At 37.0% G+C, this 22532-nt stretch carries 24 protein-coding genes; 19 read left to right on the top strand and 5 right to left on the bottom strand.

Annotation, left to right across the window (positions count from 1 at the left end; genetic code table 11):
• Window positions 1-330 precede the first annotated feature (330 nt).
• From JFU24_RS09960 to JFU24_RS09950, 3 genes are all read left to right on the top strand, one after another.
• A complete protein-coding gene (locus tag JFU24_RS09960; RefSeq protein ID WP_053344923.1) occupies window positions 331-1074 on the top strand; it encodes an ABC transporter ATP-binding protein in 744 nt (247 codons plus the stop codon).
• The gene (locus JFU24_RS09955) at window positions 1067-2275 is read left to right on the top strand and encodes an ABC transporter permease (RefSeq protein WP_201249904.1); all 1209 of its coding nucleotides are present in this window, start codon (window positions 1067-1069) and stop codon (window positions 2273-2275) included. The genes JFU24_RS09960 and JFU24_RS09955 overlap by 8 nt, the downstream gene beginning before the upstream one ends.
• A 284-nt stretch (window positions 2276-2559) precedes the next feature.
• The gene (locus tag JFU24_RS09950) at window positions 2560-3264 is read left to right on the top strand and encodes an EcsC family protein (protein ID WP_201249903.1); all 705 of its coding nucleotides are present in this window, start codon (window positions 2560-2562) and stop codon (window positions 3262-3264) included.
• Between the two features lie 28 nt (window positions 3265-3292).
• On the opposite strand, the gene JFU24_RS09945 is transcribed toward JFU24_RS09950, so the two are convergent.
• Window positions 3293-4468, bottom strand: a complete 1176-nt coding sequence (locus JFU24_RS09945) for a M20 family metallopeptidase (protein WP_201249902.1) — start codon at window positions 4466-4468, stop codon at window positions 3293-3295.
• A 93-nt stretch (window positions 4469-4561) separates the two neighbouring features.
• Here JFU24_RS09945 and JFU24_RS09940 point away from each other — a divergent pair, with 93 nt between their 5' ends.
• Window positions 4562-5185: a phosphatase PAP2 family protein gene (locus JFU24_RS09940; RefSeq protein WP_201181951.1), complete on the top strand. Its 624-nt coding sequence runs from the start codon at window positions 4562-4564 to the stop codon at window positions 5183-5185.
• A gap of 486 nt (window positions 5186-5671) precedes the next feature.
• Window positions 5672-7030 (top strand): IS1182 family transposase, encoded by a 1359-nt coding sequence (locus JFU24_RS09935; protein ID WP_201180978.1) that lies wholly within the window; start codon window positions 5672-5674, stop codon window positions 7028-7030.
• A 171-nt stretch (window positions 7031-7201) separates the two neighbouring features.
• On the opposite strand, the gene JFU24_RS09930 is transcribed toward JFU24_RS09935, so the two are convergent.
• A complete protein-coding gene (locus JFU24_RS09930) occupies window positions 7202-7717 on the bottom strand; it encodes an antibiotic biosynthesis monooxygenase family protein (protein ID WP_056528055.1) in 516 nt (171 codons plus the stop codon).
• A 294-nt stretch (window positions 7718-8011) separates the two neighbouring features.
• On the opposite strand from JFU24_RS09930, the gene hemE reads away from it, so the two are divergent.
• From hemE to JFU24_RS09915, 3 genes are all read left to right on the top strand, one after another.
• Window positions 8012-9055 (top strand): uroporphyrinogen decarboxylase, encoded by a 1044-nt coding sequence (hemE, locus tag JFU24_RS09925; protein WP_053344929.1) that lies wholly within the window; start codon window positions 8012-8014, stop codon window positions 9053-9055.
• A 79-nt stretch (window positions 9056-9134) separates the two neighbouring features.
• Entirely contained in the window at window positions 9135-10070 is a 936-nt protein-coding gene (gene hemH, locus JFU24_RS09920) for a ferrochelatase (protein ID WP_201249901.1), read from the top strand.
• A gap of 378 nt (window positions 10071-10448) precedes the next feature.
• Window positions 10449-11024, top strand: a complete 576-nt coding sequence (locus JFU24_RS09915; protein ID WP_056528061.1) for a TetR/AcrR family transcriptional regulator — start codon at window positions 10449-10451, stop codon at window positions 11022-11024.
• 181 nt (window positions 11025-11205) lie between these two features.
• Here JFU24_RS09915 and yhfH read toward each other — a convergent pair whose 3' ends face one another.
• Window positions 11206-11334 carry a protein YhfH gene (gene yhfH / locus JFU24_RS09910; protein ID WP_082527657.1) on the bottom strand — a complete coding sequence of 43 codons (129 nt, stop codon included), beginning with the start codon at window positions 11332-11334 and terminating at the stop codon, window positions 11206-11208.
• Window positions 11335-11506: 172 nt separating this feature from the next.
• Between yhfH and JFU24_RS09905 the strand changes: the two genes are divergently transcribed.
• From JFU24_RS09905 to JFU24_RS09890, 4 genes are all read left to right on the top strand, one after another.
• Window positions 11507-12241, top strand: a complete 735-nt coding sequence (locus JFU24_RS09905; RefSeq protein WP_201249900.1) for an MBL fold metallo-hydrolase — start codon at window positions 11507-11509, stop codon at window positions 12239-12241.
• 45 nt (window positions 12242-12286) lie between these two features.
• A complete protein-coding gene (locus tag JFU24_RS09900) occupies window positions 12287-13276 on the top strand; it encodes a lipoate--protein ligase (protein WP_201221704.1) in 990 nt (329 codons plus the stop codon).
• Window positions 13277-13455: 179 nt separating this feature from the next.
• Entirely contained in the window at window positions 13456-15000 is a 1545-nt protein-coding gene (locus tag JFU24_RS09895; protein ID WP_201249899.1) for a fatty acid--CoA ligase family protein, read from the top strand.
• Between the two features lie 176 nt (window positions 15001-15176).
• The gene (locus tag JFU24_RS09890) at window positions 15177-15704 is read left to right on the top strand and encodes an HD domain-containing protein (RefSeq protein ID WP_053344935.1); all 528 of its coding nucleotides are present in this window, start codon (window positions 15177-15179) and stop codon (window positions 15702-15704) included.
• A 339-nt stretch (window positions 15705-16043) separates the two neighbouring features.
• On the opposite strand, the gene JFU24_RS30210 is transcribed toward JFU24_RS09890, so the two are convergent.
• Window positions 16044-16385 (bottom strand): SCO family protein, encoded by a 342-nt coding sequence (locus JFU24_RS30210; RefSeq protein ID WP_242485314.1) that lies wholly within the window; start codon window positions 16383-16385, stop codon window positions 16044-16046.
• 205 nt (window positions 16386-16590) lie between these two features.
• Here JFU24_RS30210 and JFU24_RS09880 point away from each other — a divergent pair, with 205 nt between their 5' ends.
• The gene (locus JFU24_RS09880; protein ID WP_201181940.1) at window positions 16591-17856 is read left to right on the top strand and encodes a M48 family metallopeptidase; all 1266 of its coding nucleotides are present in this window, start codon (window positions 16591-16593) and stop codon (window positions 17854-17856) included.
• 154 nt (window positions 17857-18010) lie between these two features.
• Window positions 18011-18820, top strand: coding sequence for a YitT family protein (locus JFU24_RS09875; RefSeq protein WP_053344938.1), 810 nt, complete (start codon window positions 18011-18013; stop codon window positions 18818-18820).
• A 72-nt stretch (window positions 18821-18892) separates the two neighbouring features.
• Here the strand turns inward: JFU24_RS09875 and JFU24_RS09870 are convergent, their stop codons facing one another.
• Complete coding sequence (locus JFU24_RS09870; protein ID WP_056528078.1) at window positions 18893-19129, bottom strand: IDEAL domain-containing protein; 237 nt, start codon at window positions 19127-19129, stop codon at window positions 18893-18895.
• 352 nt (window positions 19130-19481) lie between these two features.
• Here JFU24_RS09870 and JFU24_RS09865 point away from each other — a divergent pair, with 352 nt between their 5' ends.
• From JFU24_RS09865 to JFU24_RS31030, 5 genes are all read left to right on the top strand, one after another.
• A complete protein-coding gene (locus JFU24_RS09865) occupies window positions 19482-20045 on the top strand; it encodes a competence protein ComK (protein ID WP_201249898.1) in 564 nt (187 codons plus the stop codon).
• A gap of 391 nt (window positions 20046-20436) precedes the next feature.
• Window positions 20437-21021, top strand: a complete 585-nt coding sequence (locus JFU24_RS09860; RefSeq protein ID WP_201181934.1) for a TetR family transcriptional regulator — start codon at window positions 20437-20439, stop codon at window positions 21019-21021.
• A 79-nt stretch (window positions 21022-21100) separates the two neighbouring features.
• Window positions 21101-21436 (top strand): DMT family transporter, encoded by a 336-nt coding sequence (locus JFU24_RS09855; protein ID WP_056528084.1) that lies wholly within the window; start codon window positions 21101-21103, stop codon window positions 21434-21436.
• On the top strand, window positions 21436-21753 hold the full coding sequence (locus JFU24_RS09850; protein WP_056528086.1) for a DMT family transporter: 318 nt from the start codon (window positions 21436-21438) through the stop codon (window positions 21751-21753). The genes JFU24_RS09855 and JFU24_RS09850 overlap by 1 nt, the downstream gene beginning before the upstream one ends.
• Window positions 21754-22102: 349 nt before the next feature.
• Window positions 22103-22234, top strand: coding sequence for a hypothetical protein (locus tag JFU24_RS31030; RefSeq protein ID WP_309558743.1), 132 nt, complete (start codon window positions 22103-22105; stop codon window positions 22232-22234).
• Window positions 22235-22532 lie beyond the last annotated feature (298 nt).

The raw sequence follows: 22532 nt of genomic DNA, 5'->3' as shown, positions 1-22532 counted from the left end.
CTTGCTCGATACGATTTTTTATGAAGCTTCTGGTTTAATTCAGTTTATACGTCTTTAACTGACACCTCATTTACAATATGATGTGAATCATTTGTAAAAAAACGTTTGGGCATTTCAGTGTAATACGTCTTTAACTGACACCTCATTTACAATATGATGTGAATCACACGTAATGACTAACCCCTTCTTCCTTAATTATGATGGCCATTAAGTAGAAAAAATATAATTGGTTATTTGTGGAAATTTATTTCTGGGGACACTCGACTATATAAAAGCAGAAGAATTTGATAAAATGGAAATAAGAACCTCTATATAGAAAGGATCGTTTATATGTCCTTATTGGAAATTAAGCAACTAGTCGGGGGATACACGAAAACGCCCGTTTTAAAAGGAATAAGTTTTGACATTCAACCCAATGAGCTAGTTGGATTAATCGGGCTTAACGGGGCTGGGAAAAGTACAACAATTAAACATATTATCGGACTCATGGAACCGAAAGGCGGAAGTGTCTCGATTCATGGAAAAACACTTGCGCAGGATCCGGATACATATCGAAAACAATTCTCTTACGTACCAGAAACTCCTATCTTGTATGATGAGCTGACACTTGAGGAGCATTTAAAGTTGACGGCCATGGCGCATGATTTGGAAGAAGCGACATATAAAGAAAGGATGAATGTCCTTTTAAAGGAATTCCATATGGAAAAGAGACTGAAATGGTTTCCGGCCCACTTTTCAAAAGGGATGAAACAAAAGGTCATGATCATGTGTGCCTTTTTAATACAGCCATCTTTATATATTGTTGACGAACCTTTTGTAGGTCTCGATCCGCTAGGCATTCAATCGTTGCTTGATTTAATGAGGAAAATGAAAGAGAGTGGAGCCGGGATCTTAATGTCCACTCATATTCTGGCAACGGCCGAGAGGTATTGTGATTCTTTCATCATTCTGCACAATGGAGAAATTAGGGCAAAAGGTAATCTAGAGCAACTTCGCGAACAATTCTCCATGCCGGGGGCAACACTTGACGATTTGTATATCCAATTAACGAAAGAAGAAATTGGTCATGAATAGTCAAAATCTCTGGACGGAAAGATATTTAGGCTACATCAAGGAAATGCAAAAATATTTGCGCTATATTTTTAACGGCCATCTTGTCTTCGTAATGGTATTGGCATTTGGTGGTTTGGCTTATTATTACAGTGACTGGGTTAGAACATTAGACAGTAACTTCCCGGCTGAATTGATTATGGCCTTTGTTTTAGCAATCATTGTAACCAGAAGCCCAATAAATACATTTTTAAAAGAACCAGATACAGTGTTTTTGCTTCCGCTTGAAACTAAATTGAAGAGCTATTTCAAAAATTCTCTTTTATTAAGTTGGGTTATGCAAGGCTTTATCCTGTTGATTGTCTTAACTGCATTTATACCGATGTATGCGAAGGTTACGGGTGCAAGCGGTGCAGACTTTGGGGTCATTCTTGTTGTTTTGTTGATAATTAAATATTTAAATTTAATTATGCGTTGGCACGTGTTGAAATATCAGGATGCATCAGTGAGTCATTGGGACTCCTACATCCGTTTTTTACTTAATGGTGTGCTGCTCTATTTTGTTTGCACAAAAGCCAATATTCTATTTGTACTTATAACCTTCATATTATTGGTAGGACTGTATAGGTATTACCGTAGTGCAACTAGGGGCTTTGTATTGAAGTGGGAGCGGCTTGTTGATCTTGAAAACAAAAGAATGACTTCCTTTTACAAGATCGCGAATATGTTTACTGATGTTCCTCATTTGAGAGGGAAGGTTGCAAGAAGGAAATGGATGGACTGGCTGTTAGACTTCATACCGTATGGTAAGAAATCAACGTATAATTATCTTTATGCCCGAACATTACTGCGTTCCAATGATTATGTTGGACTTTGCCTGCGATTAACGGTAATTGGCTCAGTTGTTTTAGCTGTTTTTACAAACATATGGGCACATTTGATTGTCACCTTTATTTTCCTATTTATGACAGCTCTCCAACTTCTGCCGGTTTGGAAGGCACATGAATGGAAAGTATGGGTGTCACTGTATCCTTTGCCAGCAAAAATGAGAGAAGTCGCAGTAATAAAGCTTATTTCTTATTTCCTATTATTTGAGGACCTTGTCTTCAGTATAGTCCTGCTTATAAAAGGGGAATGGATGTCTGCTTTAGTCGCTTTGGCGATGGGGCTTGTTTTCCTGTTGGGCTTTAAAAATTATGCAATAAAGAAAATAAAAAACTTTTAAAGATGAAGCTGATTTTTCAAAAGAAAAATCAGCTTCATCTTTTAAAAAGGCTCTGTTAAACGATAGTAAGTTTTTCTTTCACAATCGTGGAAGAAATGTTGAATTACAACATAAAATTACTCTGAACGGGTGCTTTAGTTCATCAAGGTACTTCCAAAAGGACCGGTAACGGCCCTTTTAATTTTTCAAAAAATCAACATGTTTGTTTAACTGAGCCTTTAAGAAAGAAAATTGAAACTAAAAGCCATATCAGGAGTATATACATGAATAGTGGGGGTGGGGAAATGAATGCATACGAACAAATGGCACTTTCTGAACTTGTTTCATGGAAAAAGAAAATTGCTAAGAAATCGGGCATGCTTGAGCGCATGTCCAAAAAGGCTCAAATAAAAGTGAACAGTTATATTCCAAACCGAGTGCATAAAGTAATTGCTGATAGCATTAAAAGTATGGTAGATGCCGTATTATCAGGGTCTAAATATATGTCAAAAGAAAAAAATGTGATGCTGCTATCTTTACAACAAAAAGAAGAATGGGTTGCGGAAACTATAGCGGCCTATCGAAAAACAGCTGTTATTGAAGGTGTAGGAACAGGAGCAGCCGGTCTTTTAATAGGGTTGGCTGATTTTCCTCTCCTTTTAAGCATTAAGATGAAGTTATTATTTGAAATATCACGTTTGTATGGTTTTGACCCAAACAAGTATGAGGAACGCCTTTTTATTCTTCATATTTTTCAGCTGGCTTTTTCAAGCGAGGAAAAAAAGATGGAAACATTACAGTTTATAGAAGAATGGGATTCAGAGAATGTGCACGAAATCAACTGGCAGGAATTTCAACAGGAATATCGCGATCACATAGATGTAATCAAAATGTTTCAGGTGGTACCAGGATTTGGGGCTGCAGTTGGTGCATATGCTAATCATCATTTGCTTGAACACCTTGGCGAGACAGCAGTTAATTGTTACCGAGTTAGACTTCTAACTAAATAAAGGGACGGGGATATCCCGCCCTTTATCTTTATTTATTATGATATGTAACCGCTGCAGTGCCTAATGTCTTGGCGGCAATGAGCATCGCCTTTTCATCGATGTCAAACAAAGGATGGTGATGAGGATAGGTATGGACATCATTTTTGGGTTTGGCTCCTGTAAAGAAGAATGTACCTTTCACTTTTTGTAAATAATAAGAAAAATCTTCTCCTGTCATATCTGGGTCAATTTCCTCTGTAACTAGAACTTCTTTGACTAATTTGGTGCATTCGATAAGAAATTTTGTTTCCTCATTATGGGGGATAACAGCTGGATAACCTTGAAAATATTGATAGTCATAGGTGCAATCGGCAGCTAGACAAGTTCCTTTGACAACCCGCTCTATTTCTTCGCTTATAAATGAGCGGAGGTCTTCCTTGAAAGTGCGGACGGTCCCCACAATTTTAGCTTTATCTGCAATGACGTTAAAGGCATTATCGGCCACGAAGGAACCAATAGTGATAACTGCAGAATCTAATGGGTTAAGACGCCGACTTACGATTTGTTGTAATGCGACCACTAGCTGTGAACCTACAACAATCGCATCACGGGTTTTGTGTGGTTGGGCTCCGTGTCCTCCTTGCCCCTGAATCAGGATTTCAAATCGATCAGCAGCAGCCATTATTGGCCCTAAAGTGTATTGAACCGTTCCTGTAGGAGCCGTAGCCCATAAATGGGTGCCGAAAATTACATCCACGCCATCAAGGCAGCCAGCATCAATCATTGGTTTAGCGCCCCCTGGAGCATATTCTTCCGCATGCTGATGAATAAAAATATACTGACCTTCGAGCTCATCTTTCAGTTCATGAAGGTTTTTTGCAAGGACTAGAAGAGTCGCCGTATGGCCATCGTGACCGCATGCGTGCATGACCCCTGGGACAGTAGACCTATAGGATACTTCTTTTTCATCTTGAATAGGTAAGGCATCGAAATCAGCGCGCAATGCCACTGTTTTACCAGGTTTACTGCCGGTAATCTTTGCAACTACGCCATTACCTCCCACATTTGATTGACAGTCGATACCTAGATTTTGATAATAATCAGAGATAAAGGCTGCAGTTTTGGTTTCTTGAAAAGAAAGCTCTGGATGTTGATGAAGATATCGCCTAATGGAAACCATTTCTTCATAAGACCCTTCTAAAAGAGCGTGTAATTGGTGTATCATTATGCACCTCCTAAATGATTGTTAATTGTAAATAGTATATCATAATCTGAATAATCAAAAGTATTATAATACCACTCCGAGGAGAGTTATATCATGATTAAATATGCAAGGATTACCGTAATTTTGCTTTGCATGATCATATTCATTTTTTTGATGAATGAAGTTCAAAATGGGAAGGTTCTAGCGTTTGATGAATTTATTTTGGATCATTTAACCGTGGTGGAGAATACATATTTGTTTACATTTTTTAAATCGATTACATATTTCGGCAGTTCGATATTTATTGGCTTTGGAAGTTTACTTTTTATCCTTTATTTATGGATGAAAAAGAAGGATTATTTGGCTATAGCCGTTTTCTCGATTGGAGTTGCTGGAGGGGACTTGTTGAAGAGAGGGATAAAAAACCTTATTCAAAGAGAAAGACCGGAAAATCATTTGGTCAATGCAGCTGGCTTCAGTTTTCCAAGTGGCCACTCCATGGTGGGCCTTATTTTTTTCAGTATGATTGCTTACTTTATAATAAAAGAAGTCAAATCGAAATCGGTAAAATGGGGAGTAGGAATTAGTTTCACTCTTCTAGTACTCGTCATAGGAATCAGCAGGATTGCCCTGAAAGTACATTTTCCCACGGATGTCCTGGCTGGTTTTGTGCTTGGTGTTGGATATAGTTTAACGTGTCTGTGTTTGTATCAGTGGCTGGAACGGAGAGTAATATGAAACATTGATTTACAGGTGCGATATTTGTAACTAACAAAATCATTTCCCCGGAAATAAAGAAGAAATTTGTCGTATTTCATAGGAATTAAAACACTCAAAGCCGTATGTCAGTATCATTTTGGAAGGACGCAAGCAGCTAATCTAAATCAAACAATTCGGATTTGAAAGATAAAAAGGCCCATCCTCTTAAGGATGGGCCTTTCAGACTGTAGACAAACTCGATGAAAATCGAGTTTGTCTACAGTTTTTTTGAGGGGTTGTAAAAATTCGACGTTGATTTCCACTCCAGGCACTCGCTTTCCGCGGGCGGTCAGGGAGCCTCCTCGGCGCCTTTGCGCCTGTGGGGTCTCCCTTGGACACGCATTTCCCGCAGGAGTCTCGCACCTTCCGTTCCAATCAACTTTGTTTTAACAATTAGATATAACCACTTTTGCCTACAGTCCTTTTTGTTTTAATATAGAAGTATTAAAACTTGAGGTGATGACGATGCTTTCGAAACATAATTCTATTCAGCGAGATCAACTTGAAATGATTACTTTGGATCAACTGGTGCCAGCTAACCATTTGGTTCGTAAAATTGAGGGGGCCATTGACTTCACTTTCATTTATGACTTGGTGAAAGATATGTATTCAGAGATAGGGCGCCCAAGTATTGATCCAGTTATTTTAGTTAAATTGACATTCATTCAATATACCTTCGGTATTCGTTCGATGCGTAAAACGATTGAAGAAGTTGAAACGAATATGGCTTACCGTTGGTTTTTAGGTTACGGTTTCCATGATAAAGTACCTCACTTCTCAACGTTCGGGAAAAATTATGAGCGTCGCTTTAAAGATACAGACCTGTTTGAACGGATTTTTTATCGTATCTTAATGACAGCTTCAGAAAGAAAGTTAATAAGTGCAGAGCACGTATTCGTTGATTCAACACATGTGAAAGCCAGTGCGAATAAGCGAAAATTCGAAAAGAAAATCGTTCGTAAGGAAACACGAGCATATCAAGGACGCCTTCAAGAAGAAATAAATCAAGATCGTGAAAACAATGGAAAGAAGCCTTTTCCACCGGATAAATTTGATAAAGAAGAAACCAAAGAAATTAAAGAAAGTACAACTGACCCTGAGAGTGGCTACTATGTAAAAGATGAACGAACAAAACAGTTTGCCTATTCATTTCATGCGGCTGCGGACCGCAACGGTTTTGTGCTGGGGACGATTGTAACACCGGGAAATACGCATGATAGTCATATCTTAGAGCCTCTTGTTGAACAAGTGATTGAGAAAGTTGGAAAACCTGAAGCTGTTGCCGCAGATGCAGCTTACAAAACACCAGCCATTACAAGCTACCTTTTTGGGAAAGAAATCACACCAGCTTTACCCTATACACGTCCACGAACAAAAGAAGGGTTCTTTCGCAAGCATGACTATGTTTACGATGAACATTTTGATTGTTATCTCTGCCCATCGGGCGAGATTTTAAAGTACTCAACAACAAATAAAGAGGGCTATCGCGAGTACAAATCACCCAAACACACTTGTGCGACATGCTCATTTTTATCACAGTGTACAGTAAGCAAAGACCATCAAAAAGTGGTGACACGCCATATCTGGCAAAATTATATGGAAGAAGCAGATCATCTGCGTCATCACAAGGATGTAAAACCTATATATGCGAAACGTAAAGAAACAATAGAGCGTGTATTCGCAGATGCAAAAGAAAAGCATGGTATGCGTTGGACTACTTTAAGGGGACTTAAAAAATTGTCGATGCAGGCGATGCTTACTTTCGCTGCCATGAATTTAAAGAAGATAGCCAATTGGACATGGCAAGGTCCAAGAATGGCTTAATAAAGTGGGCTCGTAGAGGCCCAATCTCTTATTCTTGAGCAAAATTCAAAGGGAATTTCAAAAGGGGTCCGGAATTAAAACATTCCGAACCCCTTTTGTCTACAAACTGAAAGGCCCATCCTCTTAAGGATGGGCCTTTTGTTATTGATGCGGGGTTGCGACAAGAATATTTTATTCTTCAGAATCCTTCATCAAAGTATATTGCGTCACATACGCTTCCCCTGAGAACATCTTCTGGCTGGAATTCGTTACAGGAGGCTTAGAATCGCCATTATGTGCTTTTTGAAAAGAACTAGATTTTTTCCAATTCAAAAAGTCCGCTTGCTTTTCCCATATAGTCAAGATGACATAAGTTTCTGAATTGGTTGGTCGCAGGACACGGAGGGCGACAAATCCAGGTTCTTTTTCAATGAAGCCTGCTCTGTTTTTAAAACGGTGTTCAAATACCGGACGTCCTTCTTCACTGACAGGGATATTGTTCATTACCACATATCCATGATTTTGAAGGTCACCCTTTCCATCCACTACTTCAAATTTACGTGGTGAGCTAAAGATTGTTTTCCCTGGTGTTTCATGCAAAAGTACTGCAGTTTCAGAATTTTGCATAAGTAATATTTTTTCATTCGGGTGCTTATCTTTTTTGATTTTTAAAAAATCGTATGTGCCTGATGTAATGAATACATTCATATAGATCCCCTCCAAACACTAATAGTAGGTGTATACCCATTTTACCCAATCAATAGTGTTTTTACCATTTCTAATCAAATATAAATCTTCATGTCCAATTCAAATAGCTTTGGAAATTAGTCTGAGAAAATCCTAAAAACGTCGATTTTCTGACAAATAATTAGCTTGGCTATACTTCTATTATAGAAAAAGCTATAGTTTAAGGAGATTCAATTTGAAATTCAACTTCCATCTGATATTCTATGTAAGTATGAATAAAAAAATAGAACGTGACTGCTTGAAAGGTGGATATTAATGTCTAAGGAAATTACGAATGATACATTTTTAAAAGCTGCGAGAGGTGAGAAAACGGATCATGTGCCTGTTTGGTATATGCGTCAAGCTGGCCGTTCACAGCCAGAATACCGTAAATTGAAAGAAAAGTACTCCCTTTTTGAAATTACTCACCAGCCGGAATTATGCGCCTATGTGACAAGATTGCCTGTGGAGCAATATGATGTAGATGCGGCGATTTTATATAAAGATATTATGACACCGCTACCAGCCATTGGAGTGGATGTAGAAATTAAGTCAGGAATCGGTCCAGTCATATCTAATCCAATTCAATCGGTGAAAGATGTTGAAAAATTAGGAGAATTAAATCCTGAGGAAGACATACCATACGTGTTGGACACTATCAAATTATTAACTACAGAGCAATTGACTGTACCTTTGATTGGTTTTTCAGGTGCTCCATTTACGATTGCTTCTTATATGATAGAGGGCGGTCCTTCCAAAAACTACAATAAGACGAAAGCTTTTATGTATTCTGAGCCGGTAGCTTGGTTTGCTTTGATGGACAAGTTAGCAGATATGATTATCATCTATGTAAAGGCACAAATTAAAGCGGGTGTTAAAGCCATTCAAATCTTTGATTCATGGGTTGGGGCGTTAAATGTAGAAGATTATCGGGTGTTCATCAAGCCGATCATGAATCGCATTTTTGCCTCCTTACGTGAAGAAAATGTACCTTTAATTATGTTTGGTGTTGGTGCAAGTCACTTGGCATTGGAGTGGAATGATCTGCCGATTGATGTGGTGGGATTGGATTGGAGACTTCCTATCTCGGAAGCAAGAAAGATGGGTATACAGAAAACAGTTCAAGGTAACCTTGATCCGGCCCTCCTTTTATCATCTTGGGATGTTATAGAAGAGCGGACGAAACAAATCCTTGACCAAGGTATGCAGCAGGATGGCTACATCTTCAATCTTGGACATGGGGTGTTCCCTTCCGTGAATCCGGAAACTTTGAAGAAATTGACCGCTTTCATTCATGATTACTCATCAAATAAGAAGTAAACCTGAGCGAACTGTTTGCTAAAAAACCTTATGTGGATGCACAATAAAAGAACGGAATTTTTAAAAGAGGTGTAAATTCATGTCAAGAAAAAAAATGGGCCTTTTAGTCATGGCTTATGGTACTCCATACACAGAAGAGGATATTGAAAGATATTATACACATATTCGTCATGGAAGAAGGCCTAGTGAAGAATTGATTGCCGATCTTAAAGGCAGATATGAAGCGATTGGTGGATTGTCTCCCCTTGCAAAAATCACAGCAGGACAAGCAGAAGCGCTTGAAAAACAATTAAATTCAATTCAGGAAGAAATTGAATTTAAGGCATACTTAGGGCTTAAACATATCGAACCATTTGTTGAAGACGCTGTTAAACAAATGCAAGATGATGGTATCTCGGAAGCGGTCAGTATCGTATTGGCACCGCATTTTTCAACTTTCAGTGTGAAGTCTTACAATGGACGTGCGCAGGATGAAGCAGCTAAATTGGGTGGTCTGACCATTACTTCTGTTGAAAGCTGGTATGATGAGCCAAAATTCATTCAATATTGGGTGGACCAACTAAAAGAGACAATTGGAAAAATGACTTCGGAAGAACGCGATAATTATGCTTTGGTTGTTTCTGCACATAGCCTTCCGGAAAAGATTTTACAATTAGGAGATCCATATCCAAAGCAACTTGAAGAAACGGCGAATCTAATCGCTGAAGGCGCAGGGGTTTCCAATTATGCAGTAGGCTGGCAAAGTGCCGGACAAACGCCTGAACCGTGGTTAGGACCGGATGTGCAGGATTTGACTAGAGATCTCTATAAAGAAAAAGGTTATAAGGCCTTCATTTATATTCCTGTTGGTTTTGTATCCGAGCATCTTGAAGTTCTTTATGATAATGATTATGAATGTAAAGTTGTTACAGATGAAATTGGAGCCGGTTACTACCGACCTGATATGCCAAATGTAAAACCAGCATTTATCGACGCCTTGTCTACAATTATTATAAACAAATTACAGGAGAAATAATTTTCAAAATAGGGCGATGAATGGTGAATCATACAATGAAAACGATTGCCATAATCGGAGGAGGAATAACTGGTCTGCAGCTGAGTATTCCTTGCAGGTAGTATATATATGACGGGTTCAGTTTGCCGGACTGCATTGATCAATCTGAGGCCGTAGTCGATAAAGTCGTTGAGTTCATCAAACAAAATAACATCTTCAATTCTAATAAGGTGGCTGTCCAGTAACGAGGATAGCCACTGTTTCTATATACGTTTAAGATGAATACTGTGTATGTTCTGTAAGTTCGCAAAAAATTAATTGAAAAAACAGAAAGATTTTGGTAAGATATTATTGAACTTATTGACTATTCTGTTCGTTTGGTCGGAATTGAGGTGGGAAATGTCTGTTGATCGTAAAAAATTAATTTTAGAAGCCGCGACCAAGTCTTTTTCCCTTTTTGGATACAAGGCAACGACAATGGATCAAGTGGCTAAAATTGCCAATGTCGGAAAAGGAACAATCTATACCTTTTATAAAAATAAAGAAGAGCTTTTTAAAGAAATTGTTCAGCGGATGATAGAGGAAATGAAATATGAGGCTGAACAATCCCTGGATGATCAATTCTCCTTTTTTGAAAATCTTCATCGAGCTGTTTATCGTATTTTGGAGTTTAGACAGGAACATCAATTATCTTTAAAACTTCTTCAGGAAGAACGGGAAATTGGCACACCGGCTGTTCAGGAAATGGTTAATGAAATGGAAGAAGCTATTGTTTCCTATATTAAAGAAAAACTTAAATCAGCGATTGATAAAGGCTATATTCAGCCTTGTGATCCAGAAATAACAGCTTTCCTCATGTTAAAAATGTACCTTGCCCTTATTTTCGATTGGGAGAGGAATCATGAACCATTAGGAAAAGAAGAAATTGCTGAGCTATTCAAAATATATCTATTTAAAGGATTATCTGTTACTTGATAATTCTATTTTTTTGCTTATATGACCTGAAACAGCACATTCAAATTGAAGGAAATATAAAAAGACGATCCAATTAATTGGATCGTCTTTTTATATTTGGGGATAGGTCCAGCTGCGAAACTGGAACTTTATATGGGATCATCCTGCTAATTGGGAAGCGGATGGTGAAACACGTAAACTATTACTTTACAGAAAGGCAATGATCACAGTGGTTTCCATAACATTCGTGCTGTTCTTCAATCTTTTTTCCGCATTCCGTGCATTGTTTAGGAGGCAGGTTTTTAAAGAACTCAACGCTACTTTGAATCATGAACATCATCTCCTGAATTTTTTATTAATTTCTTTTCTATAGTATTCATTGTATTATAACAGAATCACTGTGTCAATGTATGTTTTATAACATGGGTAAAAAAGATGAAAATAGGGGAAGAATAGTTTATATTAATGGGGAAGTCATTGTGAGAAAAAAGGAGTGCCTAAGCATGAAAATCACCGTAATTGGTTGTTGGGGCGGATATCCAGCTAAAAATGAGGCAAGTTCTGGCTATTTGCTTGAATATGAAGATTTTCGCATTCTGCTTGATTGCGGTAGCGGTGTTCTATCACAGCTACAAAATCATATGAAGCCGGAGGAACTCAGTGCGGTAGTATTATCCCACTATCATCCAGATCACGTAGCGGATGTAGGTGTCCTGCAACACGCTGCGCTAATTCAGCAAATACTGGGCAGCGAAAAAAGGACTATTCCTATTTATGGTCATGATTTAGATGCAACCGAATTTGAAAAGTTAACCTATAAAGATATAACAAAGGGGATTGCCTACTCTGCTGATGAGCCTTTAATCATCGGTCCATGCAAATTTACTTTTATGAAAACAAAACATCCAGTTCCATGCTTTGCAATGAGAATAGAGGCTGAAAATCATTCGATTGTATACACAGGGGACAGCTCTTATATGGATGAGTTGGCTGATTTCGCCAAGGATGCAAATGTTTTATTATGTGAAAGCAACTTTTACAGCAATATGGACGGCTCAAAGGCCGGTCATATGACAGCTAGGGAAGCGGGCATACTTGCTGATAAGGCAGACGTCCAGCTTTTACTCTTAACTCATCTTCCACATTATGGTGATCTGAATCAACTGAAAAAAGAAGCATCAGAGGTATTCAAACGGGAAATTGCAGTAGCGAAAAGCAATCTCGAATTTCAACTATAAATGAATCATCAGGGGTATGAATGAAGTCGACAAGGGGGAACAACGGTGCTTTTTATTGATAACAAAGGAATCACAGATCCACAGATTAATCTGGCTATTGAAGAGTATGCACTCAAACACTTAAATATAGATGAAACCTATCTTTTATTCTATATTAATCGTCCTTCAATCATCATAGGGAGAAATCAAAATACGATTGAAGAAATTAATGCCGATTATGTTGAAGATAACGGTATTACTGTTGTCAGACGTCTTTCCGGGGGTGGAGCGGTTTATCATGATTTAGGAAATCTCAATTTCAGTTTCATCACGAAAGATGATGGGGACAGCTTCCATAATTTTAAGAAATTCACTCAACCTGTGGTAGAAACGCTTGAAAAACTAGGAATTCATGCTGAATTAAGTGGACGTAATGATATTCTTGCTGAAGGAAAGAAAATCTCTGGCAACGCGATGTTTTCAACGAAGGGCAGGATGTTCAGTCATGGGACATTGTTGTTTCAATCAGAAATGGACCATATTGTTTCCGCTTTAAAAGTGAAAAAAGATAAAATTGAGTCAAAAGGGATTAAATCAATTAGAAGCCGTGTCGGTAATATCGCTGATTTTCTAAAAAAACCGATGACTGTTGAGGAATTCCGTTCTTTCCTTCTGAAAAATATTTTTAAAGATAGTGGAGAAGTTACGGAGTATGTTTTAACAGAAGAAGATTGGGATAAGATTCATAAAATCTCAGAGGAAAGGTATCAAAACTGGGAGTGGAACTACGGAAAATCACCTAAATTCAACTTGCAAAACTCACATAGGTTCCCGGCTGGGTCTGTTGATATCCGTCTTGAAGTGAATAGGGGAATCATTGAGAACTGTAAAATTTACGGTGACTTCTTTGGAGTTGGCGAAGTTATTGACATAGAACAAAAGCTTACTGGAACTCGTTATGAAAAAGAATCTATCAGCTCGGTATTAGTTGAAATAGATGTTCGACATTATTTTGGCAATGTAACAAAAGATGAGATAGTAGCTTTAATATATTAATTTTGAAAAGCCGTCCGAGCCTATAAGGACGGCTTTTGTGTCTAATAATGACATTAATTGCTTGAATTTGGATAAAAATGTTGCTGTAATCATTTACTTTTAATATAATAAAACTGTATTTAGTTTGAGCTAAAAATGAATGATTATTCATTCATGCTTTTTACAGGGGAGGGAGAACGATGAATTTATCTGAACAGCTTCATCAAACGGCTTTAAGAAAGGCTGATAAGCCAGCTTATTATTTTATGGATCAATCCACTTCATATGGAGAATTGGATGAAGCCGTAACAAAGTTTGCAGACGAACTACATAAGCTTGGTATTTCAACTGGTGATAATGTTGCGTTGGTTTTAGGCAATTCTCCACATTTTATTATTTCGTTGTATGGGGCTTTGCGAGCAGGGGCGACCGTAATACCAGTAAATCCAATTTACACACCTGATGAAATTGGGTACATCCTGAATAATGGCGATGTAAAGGTCGTTGTAGCTTTAGATAAGCTTTTACCCTTATTAGAGAATATGAACCCCATTCTTTCAAGTGTTGAACAATATGTAATTTGTGAAACGCAACCGGCTAATGGGGATATAAGTAAACTGAATATTTACCCTAAAATGAAATCGTTTACAGAGATGCTGAAAAAGGGGGATGTCCACTTTTTAGGACCGAGACTGGATCCTGAAGATACGGCAATCATTCTATATACTTCTGGGACCACTGGAAAACCAAAAGGGGCCATGCTCTCACATACAAATATTTACTCCAATGCACATGATGTCGGCGAATATTTAAAAATCACGGAAAATGACCGTGTTGTTACGACACTGCCAATGTTTCATGTTTTCAGTTTAACAGTCGTTGTGAATGCTCCATTGTTGAGCGGAGGTACACTGTTAATTGTCCCGCAATTTAGTCCAAAGGAAATATTCAGGCTAATCAAAAAATTTAATGCGACTGTTTTTGCTGGCGTACCAACAATGTATAATTTCCTTTTCCAATATCCAGATGGTAAAGAAGAAGATTTGAATTCGTTACGAATATGTATTTCAGGTGGGTCTGCCATGCCGGTTTCGCTGCTGGAATCCTTTGAACAGAAATTTAATATTATTGTTTCAGAAGGTTACGGCTTGTCTGAAGCATCACCTGTCACATGCTTTAACCCTTTGGATCGTCCAAGGAAGGCCGGATCAATCGGAACATCAATCCTTCATGTTGAAAACAAAGTCGTAAATGAGCTTGATGAAGAAGTGCCTGTCAATGGAGTGGGCGAATTGATTGTCAGAGGTCCGAATGTAATGAAAGGGTATTACAAAATGCCGGAAGAGTCGGCTGCTGTTTTAAAAAACGGCTGGCTATATACTGGTGACCTAGCCCGGATGGATGAAGAAGGCTACTTTTTTATTGTAGATCGTAAAAAGGAATTAATCATTGTTGGTGGTTATAATGTCTATCCGCGTGAAGTCGAAGAGGTTCTATACGCCCATCCTGAAGTGGTTGAAGCCGCAGCGATAGGCGTGCCGGATCCTAATCAAGGTGAAGTCGTTCAATGCTTCGTGGTGAAAAAAAATAATGCATTGACCGAGGAAGAATTACTTGCTTATTGTTTAGAACATTTAGCTAAATATAAGGTCCCAACAAAAATTGAGTTCTTAGATGAACTTCCAAAAAATACGACAGGAAAAATTTTACGTCGTTCCTTGAAAACTCATGTAACTCAAAACTAAATATGATTTGTATCTAAGGAGATTATTGCCTATCACATGCAATAGTCTCCTTTTTGTACAAGCAAAGTGTATCGCCATGCATAAAGTATATAGTGGGGAGCTTAAAGTCTTGATTCTTATTTCAAAAAGAGTTATGATTGTCATTAAAAATTTCACTACATGTAAGGAGGGGTAAGATGAGAGATGTAGAGCTTTTAGATATTTTTACACATCCTATTGCTCAAAAATACTTGAACAGATCAGGCCTTGCACACGCGATTGCCGTTGCCTATCATGCGTTTCACCTAGCAAACGAATATAACGTAGATCCTGATATTGCTGCCAAAGCTGGTCTTTTGCATGATATGGGTCATTTCACCTGGTATCGCAATGGGAAATGGGATTATGACTTGTACAAACAAAATGATATCCATCCTATTAAAGGTGCAGAAAGAGCGCATAAACTGTTAATCCGGCTTGGAGAAAATCCGGTTAAAGCCAAGACTATTTCCCTCGCCATTTTATTTCACACCGATTCATTTTTACCTTCAAATGATATTATTCGAACACCGCTTCAGCAAGTCGTCAAATGGGCCGACGAAAAAGATGAAGAAGAAGGTGGAAAACACCATTATCGCAAAATTGATTTCCAACGTGCAAAGGAAAGCATAATCCAACTAGACAAACTCATTGATGAGGAACAAAGAAAAAGGCTATCATCCTGAAAATATACGGTGATAGCTTTTTTTGTGATTAAAAACAGGAGTTCTATATGGAGTATGAAAGGGTTACTACTCAAGAGGGTGTTTTTTTCGCAATTAATCGACTTCTTTCAAAATAGCTTTATACACTGCCTCTTTATCGAAATCAAATTCACCCATTCCAAAAACTTTGACGACACGATTTTCAACATCGAGCAATTAGGTTGCGGTAGTATGGACAAATTCGTCGGTTCCTGAATCTCGAAAAAGAAAATCAAATTGGTCAGTTAGCTTTTTGGTATCTTCGGGTGAACCTCGTAATATCTCCCAGCCATCCGTTTTATTTACTTCAAAGGTATTTGCTTACGCATCTATTTTTTCAGCTGAATCCTTTTCCGGATTAAAAGTGATAGTTAAAAACTCCACTTTACTTCCAAAAATATTTTTCTTAACTAATTGATCTCGAATATTTTCCATTTGAAATGTGGTATTTGGACATAAATCTGGACAATCAATATACATAAACTCCAATAGCCGGACTTTAGGTTCTAATTCAGAGAAGCTGAATGTTTCACCCTCTTGTGTTTTCATCACTATATCATCTGGAAAATACATTTTTGACTGACGGTATTCTGTAAAATAAAAGATACCTGATCCAATGCCCATCACTAATAAAATTGTAAAAATAATATAAATTTTTTTCATCTTTGTTGGTCACCCCAAGTCTTTATAATTATCTATCTTCACTATACAGGACTGAATTCTAAACAATGGAATGAAAACGGGCGAAATGATGAAGATTATTTGAACATTTATTGTCATTATATGATATGGAGACGGAAATACGGTTCTAACCTGTCCATTTTGGATTAAACTATAAGAGGTAGGTTAGATTTAAAGGAGGGTCGTAATGGTTAGGAAATGGGCAGGAAGAGCAGTTCTTTTATATATACTTTTTGTAGCAGTGATGTATTGGTATATTTTCTATGGGGCAGATACCTCTATTCCCCAAGCATTACGTGGTACTGCAGCAGATCCTGCAACATTTCTGAATGCAAGGGAACTAAAGCTTAGCGAAGAGTATTCAGGGTTGCGGAATTTTCTTTTTTTCGTTTCGACTCCATATGAATGGCTAATGTATTTTTTTGTTTTATTATTTGGGTTTTCAAAAGCATTTGAAAAATCGGCTTTGGGGACCTCTAAATGGAAAGTGATCCAAACAGGTATTTATTTATTTTGGCTTTCGGTGGTTTCTTATCTAGCGCTGTTTCCAATCAGTTTCATTGGTTACAGGATGAGTAAAAGTTACCATATCAGTACCCAGAGTTTCTCTTCGTGGATGAAGGATGAAGTCATCGATTTCTGGGTGAACTTTGGGATGATGTTCATCATCGTTTCAGTTTTATATTGGTTAATGAAGAAAAGTGTGAAGAAGTGGTGGCTCTACGCTTGGTTGTTGTCGATTCCATTTTCATTGTTCCTGATGTTTTTACAGCCTGTATTGATTGATCCGCTGTATAATGAATTTTATCCACTGAAAAATAAAGAATTAGAAACGGAAATATTGGCACTTGCCGCACAGGCAGAAATTCCGGCGGAACATGTATATGAAGTAAATATGGCAGAAAAGACAAATGCCTTGAATGCATATGTAACTGGAATAGGTTCGAACTCAAGAATTGTTCTTTGGGATACGATCTTGAACAAACTAGAAGAAGATGAAATACTTTTTATCATGGCACATGAAATGGCTCATTATGTTGAAAAGCATATATATATTGGTATAGCAGGTTATTTAGGAATGACTTTAGTTGGTTTGTGGCTGACATCGAAAATCATGAATTACTTTATTAGACGTTGGGGCCACATGTTAAAAATACATTCGGTTGATAGCATCTCTTCACTTCCATTATTTCTCTTAATTACGGCTGTATTACTGTTTGCCTCCAGTCCGCTTTCCAATTATGTTTCCAGATATCAAGAAACAAGGGCTGACCGTTATGCTATTGAAATGACTGGTGATAAAGAATCGGCAATCACAACGTTCCAGGAACTCACGAGGGCGGGGTTGAGTCAGGTGAATCCCCCATTACTAGTTAAATGGCTGCGTTATTCCCATCCAACGATGCTTGAGCGGATTTCTACTGTTGAAAATGATGATACAAAGGATTATTGAAAGCCAGCTGAAAATCAGCTGGCTTTTTTACTTGCCTTATTTCGGGGAAAGTGGAAGTTTGTAGTTTGTTTTCAGAAAAAACTTTTAATTTATAAATCTTAGGTTCTCTACTATAATAAATTAAATTCCCAGTTGGTTTATAAGGAGATCAGTTATGTATAATGTACTTTTCATCATTATAGGCTCAGTGCTTGTTGCATTAGCCTACAATCTATTTTTGATTCCTCATTTAATTTTGAGCAGCGGACTTAGTGGGCTTGCGATTATGTTAGGAATCATTACCCCAGTTAACACAGGGATATTGAATTTCCTGTTAAATCTGCCACTGTTGATTCTGGGATATATAAAATTAGGAAGACGTTTTATCACATATACGATATTATCAGTTGTCGTAATATCTGTCAGTTTGTATATCATTCCGATTCATGGAGTGTCCACTGAACCAATTCTGTCTTCTTTATTTGGAGGAATCATTTCGGGGGTTGGTATCGGTATCATCTTCCGTGCTTCAGGATCTTCCGGCGGATTTGATATCATTGCAATGCTTTTGGCTAAGAAAAGCGACTTTCCACTTGGTTCATTACTATCGGTGATGAATGCAGTTGTGGTTGTTATCTCAGGGTTCATCTTTGGTTGGGATGCCGCATTATATACATTGATTTCAATATATGCAGCAGGAAAAGTGATCGATACAATTCATTCTAATCACATTAAATTAACATTAATGATTGTTACGAAACAGAGTGACGAATTGAAAGAGAAGCTTCTTACCAACTTATATCGGGGAATTACTGTCATGGATGGTGAAGGTGCATACTCCGGAGAAAAGAGTAAAGTAATGATGACCGTCATTACTCGTTATCAATTAACCGATGTAAAAGCTATGATAAAAGAAGTGGATCCGAATGCTTTTGTAAATATTACTGAAACAGCCGAGGTCATGGGGATGTTTCATAAAGAATGATAAAGACATAGAAAAGCCTCCCGACATTTGGGGAGGCTTTTTGATTATTTAGCTATTTTTAATCAAACATTTTTAATTTCCAAACTGTTTTAGCAAAATGTTCATTTCAGAACTTAGTTTTAGGAATAAAGGTTTGTCTTTAGTATCTAACGCTTCATCAATTTGTTTCGCAAGGATATTCTTTTTGGTATTAAGGACGGATTCTAGAATAATCATATCAATTAACATTTCCTGAACTACAGCATCGTTTTTCATTTCGCTCATTGATAAGGACTTCACTGACTCTGAATAAGATTTTTCATTTTTCAAAGTAACCACCCCTGACCCTTTTTATTAGTATATGGATTTAAGTGGATAAAATCAACAGAAAATTTAAAATATTTGGAAATGTGTCGTTTAGATGACGAAATGACCACGTTTAAAAAGAATTTTTAATTTTTTGTGAACTTGCTTATAACCTATTCTAATTGTGCTATTATAGTGAGGAATTTAACACATATTAACTAACTGTCCTATATTCTATAGCCATATGAGGTATTAGGGAGGGGGACAGGGTAAAAGGTTTGATCGAAATCTTAGCTGTTTTCTCAGTAGAGGGAAAATAATAACCAAATGCTGAAAGTTACACTTTTTAATGCAGTGAGGAAGAGGTGGTTGTAAGTTGAAGGAAAGTTGTCAGGGAATTATCGAAGAATATGAAATCACTCCCTATACTTTAATGGTAATGCCAATCAATTATGGAAGTAAAATATACGCCCAAATCGTTGAATTGGAGGACGAGTTCATTTCCCCTTTCAAACCTTTGGAAATTGTCAAGAAAAGCTGTGAGTACTTTGGATCGAGTTATGAGGGACGAAAGGATGGAACGAAACAGCTTATAAATATCACTCATAAAGCACCGATCGCGATTGACCCAACTAGTTCAATTTTCTTCTTTCCTACTACATCTCCCTTACGTCCTCAATGCATCTGGTTATCTCATGAGCATGTGGTATCCTATGATCGCGTAGATTCAAAACATACAAAGGTTACATTCCGAAATAAACAAACCATCGAAATAGAAGTATCATGCAGTTCTTTTGAAAACCAGCTGTATCGGACATCTTTTTTAAAAACTAAACTAATTCAAAGGATTGAGGAAACAAAAAGGAAGTCTTTCTATTTGTTCACCGATGCAAATGGGGGAAAAGCTTCAGAGATGATGTCAAAGTATAATCCACGCTAGCTAATTATGTTAAGCAAAGCATTTGCAAGAAGTGTTGATTTGTATCAATCAATATTAAAACCTCAAAAAGCGAACTTCCTAAGAGGAGGTTCGCCTATTCTAATTTAAGCAGGTATATAAACTGCCCTAAATTAAAAACCTGCCTTACAAAACTGTAAGACAGGCGTCATTTAGATAGATGTGCCGTAATAAGTATATCTCCTATAATGAAATCAATGGAAAGATATATTTTACAATGATATGAAAAACCCATCAACCTTTTCGCTGAATCAGGAATTGAGCATCCTTTTATATGCATTCGATTGTGGAAAACATCATAACCTTTTTGACATTTCATTAGTATTAATATATAATGAATGACAGTCATTCATTCGCGAAGGAGGTTCATAATATGGCAAGCAGTCCTGATGGAAAATATGAAAAAATTTTAAAGGCCGCCATTGATGTCATCCCTGAAAAAGGCCTTGATAAGACTTCCATTTCAGATATCGTAAAAAAGGCTGGAGTGGCACAAGGAACTTTTTATTTATATTTCTCTTCAAAAAAGGCTTTAATACCAGCTATTGCAGATAACCTTCTTACCATTACTTTAGAAGGAATTAAGGAAAAGATTCAAACGGAAGAAAACTTTTGGGACGTCTTGGAAGTTGTGATTGATGAAACCTTTAACGTAACAGATGCACATAAAGATGTTATTGTCCTTTGTTATTCCGGGCTTGCTATAGATTATTCAATGGAGAAATGGGAATCGATATATCAGCCTTATTATTCTTGGCTTGAGGATATAATAGATAATGCCATTAAAAATAACCAGATAATCAGTGACATTAATGTTAAATGGACGGCTAGAATGATTATAAACCTTATTGAAAATTCAGCGGAACGATTTTTTATAAGTCATGAGCAAGATGATACCCTCGAAGTATTTAAGGGTGAGATATTTAACTTTTTAAAAAGAGCGTTATTTAGAACATAAATAAGTTATTGGATCTTTTCCAATACTTTTTATTACATTAAAAATGACTGACATTCATTCAGTAAGAGAGGTGATTAATATGAGTTGGTTATTAGTGCTTGTTGCTGGTATTTTAGAAGTAGTTTGGGCATCAGGACTTAAGTATGCAGATTCCTTTTTAGATTGGGTAATCACCTTTCTTTTAATTGCAGTAAGTTTCATTTTACTCATTCGTTCTTATAAAACGATTCCTGTAGCCGCGGCTTATACTGTATTCGTAGGAATTGGAACTGTAGGCACATATATCGCGGGGGTATTTTTAGGTGAATCTTACTCTTTTGGACAAATTTTCTTTCTAATGATTCTTTTATCAGGAATTATCGGAATGAAGACATTCACTAAAAAAGATAATGAGAAAACAAGAGGTGAGCATTAATGGCTTGGGGATTATTATTAATAGCTGGTCTTGAGGAAGTCATTGCTACGATTGCAATGAAATACATGGATGGTACAAGAAAAAAATGGCCTATATACGTGATGACGATCGGCTTTTTACTCTCATTTTACTGTCTTTCTAAAGCTATGCAAGTACTTTCTGCTGGAGTTGCTTATGGAGTATGGACTGGTATTGGTAGTGTAGGAATCACTTTAGTCGGTATATTATGGTTTAAAGAACGATTTGTTTTTTCTCAATTTATATCACTTGGTCTTATTTTAATAGGGGTCATTGGTTTAAAGATGACATCATCGTAATAACAATTGAAAATAAAGTGAAAAACGTCATTGGAATAGAATGACAAACAAGAGGTGATAATATAGCTAGGTTCTATTTTTTATTAGAGGAATGTTAGAGATTGGCATTTTATAAGTAAAGAAGAAATGATAAAAACGGCATGGGTCATGTTAATAATGGCAATATTAGCATAAATTAGCGGTGTGATTTCATTGAAACTTACAGATAGCTTTACAAAATTCAACCAACGATTTCTTGTCTTTTTTCGCCGGAATTAGCTTTTATTTATTATCTGTGGCCATACAAACTCTTCCTGTAGGATAGGCTTATGCCATCTGGACTGGTATTGGTTCAGATGGCATAAGCGTTTTGAGTGGAATGCTTTTTTTCAAAAAATTAAAAAATATTAAACGAATTATACTTATTAGTGGTATAGGCATCAGTATAATGGATGTCAATTGTTTCATGATATTAAAGAAAATGATTTTGTTATACTTATAATTTAGTACTCTTTTATTTTTTAAGAGGATTTGTTCGAAATGGTCGTTGTAAAACTACCTTGCGAAATTCACGATTGCATGACGAGTCCTTTCATACACCAAGATGCTGTTTGAATCTGATATTCATTTTAAATGGGGGATATTTATATGCCCCCATTTAAAATGAATATTTGGTAAGGGGTATAAAGAGAGGGACATCCCTTTCCAAACAATACGTATATACTTCGTTTATCTGCCATTTTAATATCTCTTATACTTATGTTGTTAGTTGTTAACAATAGGGGACTTGTGAGACATCG

The organism is Peribacillus sp. TH27 (assembly GCF_016650915.1).
Taxonomy (GTDB): Bacteria; Bacillota; Bacilli; order Bacillales; family DSM-1321; genus Peribacillus; species Peribacillus butanolivorans.
The sequence above is the reverse complement of the archived record's forward strand: the minus strand, read 5'-3'. Positions and strand labels throughout refer to the sequence as shown.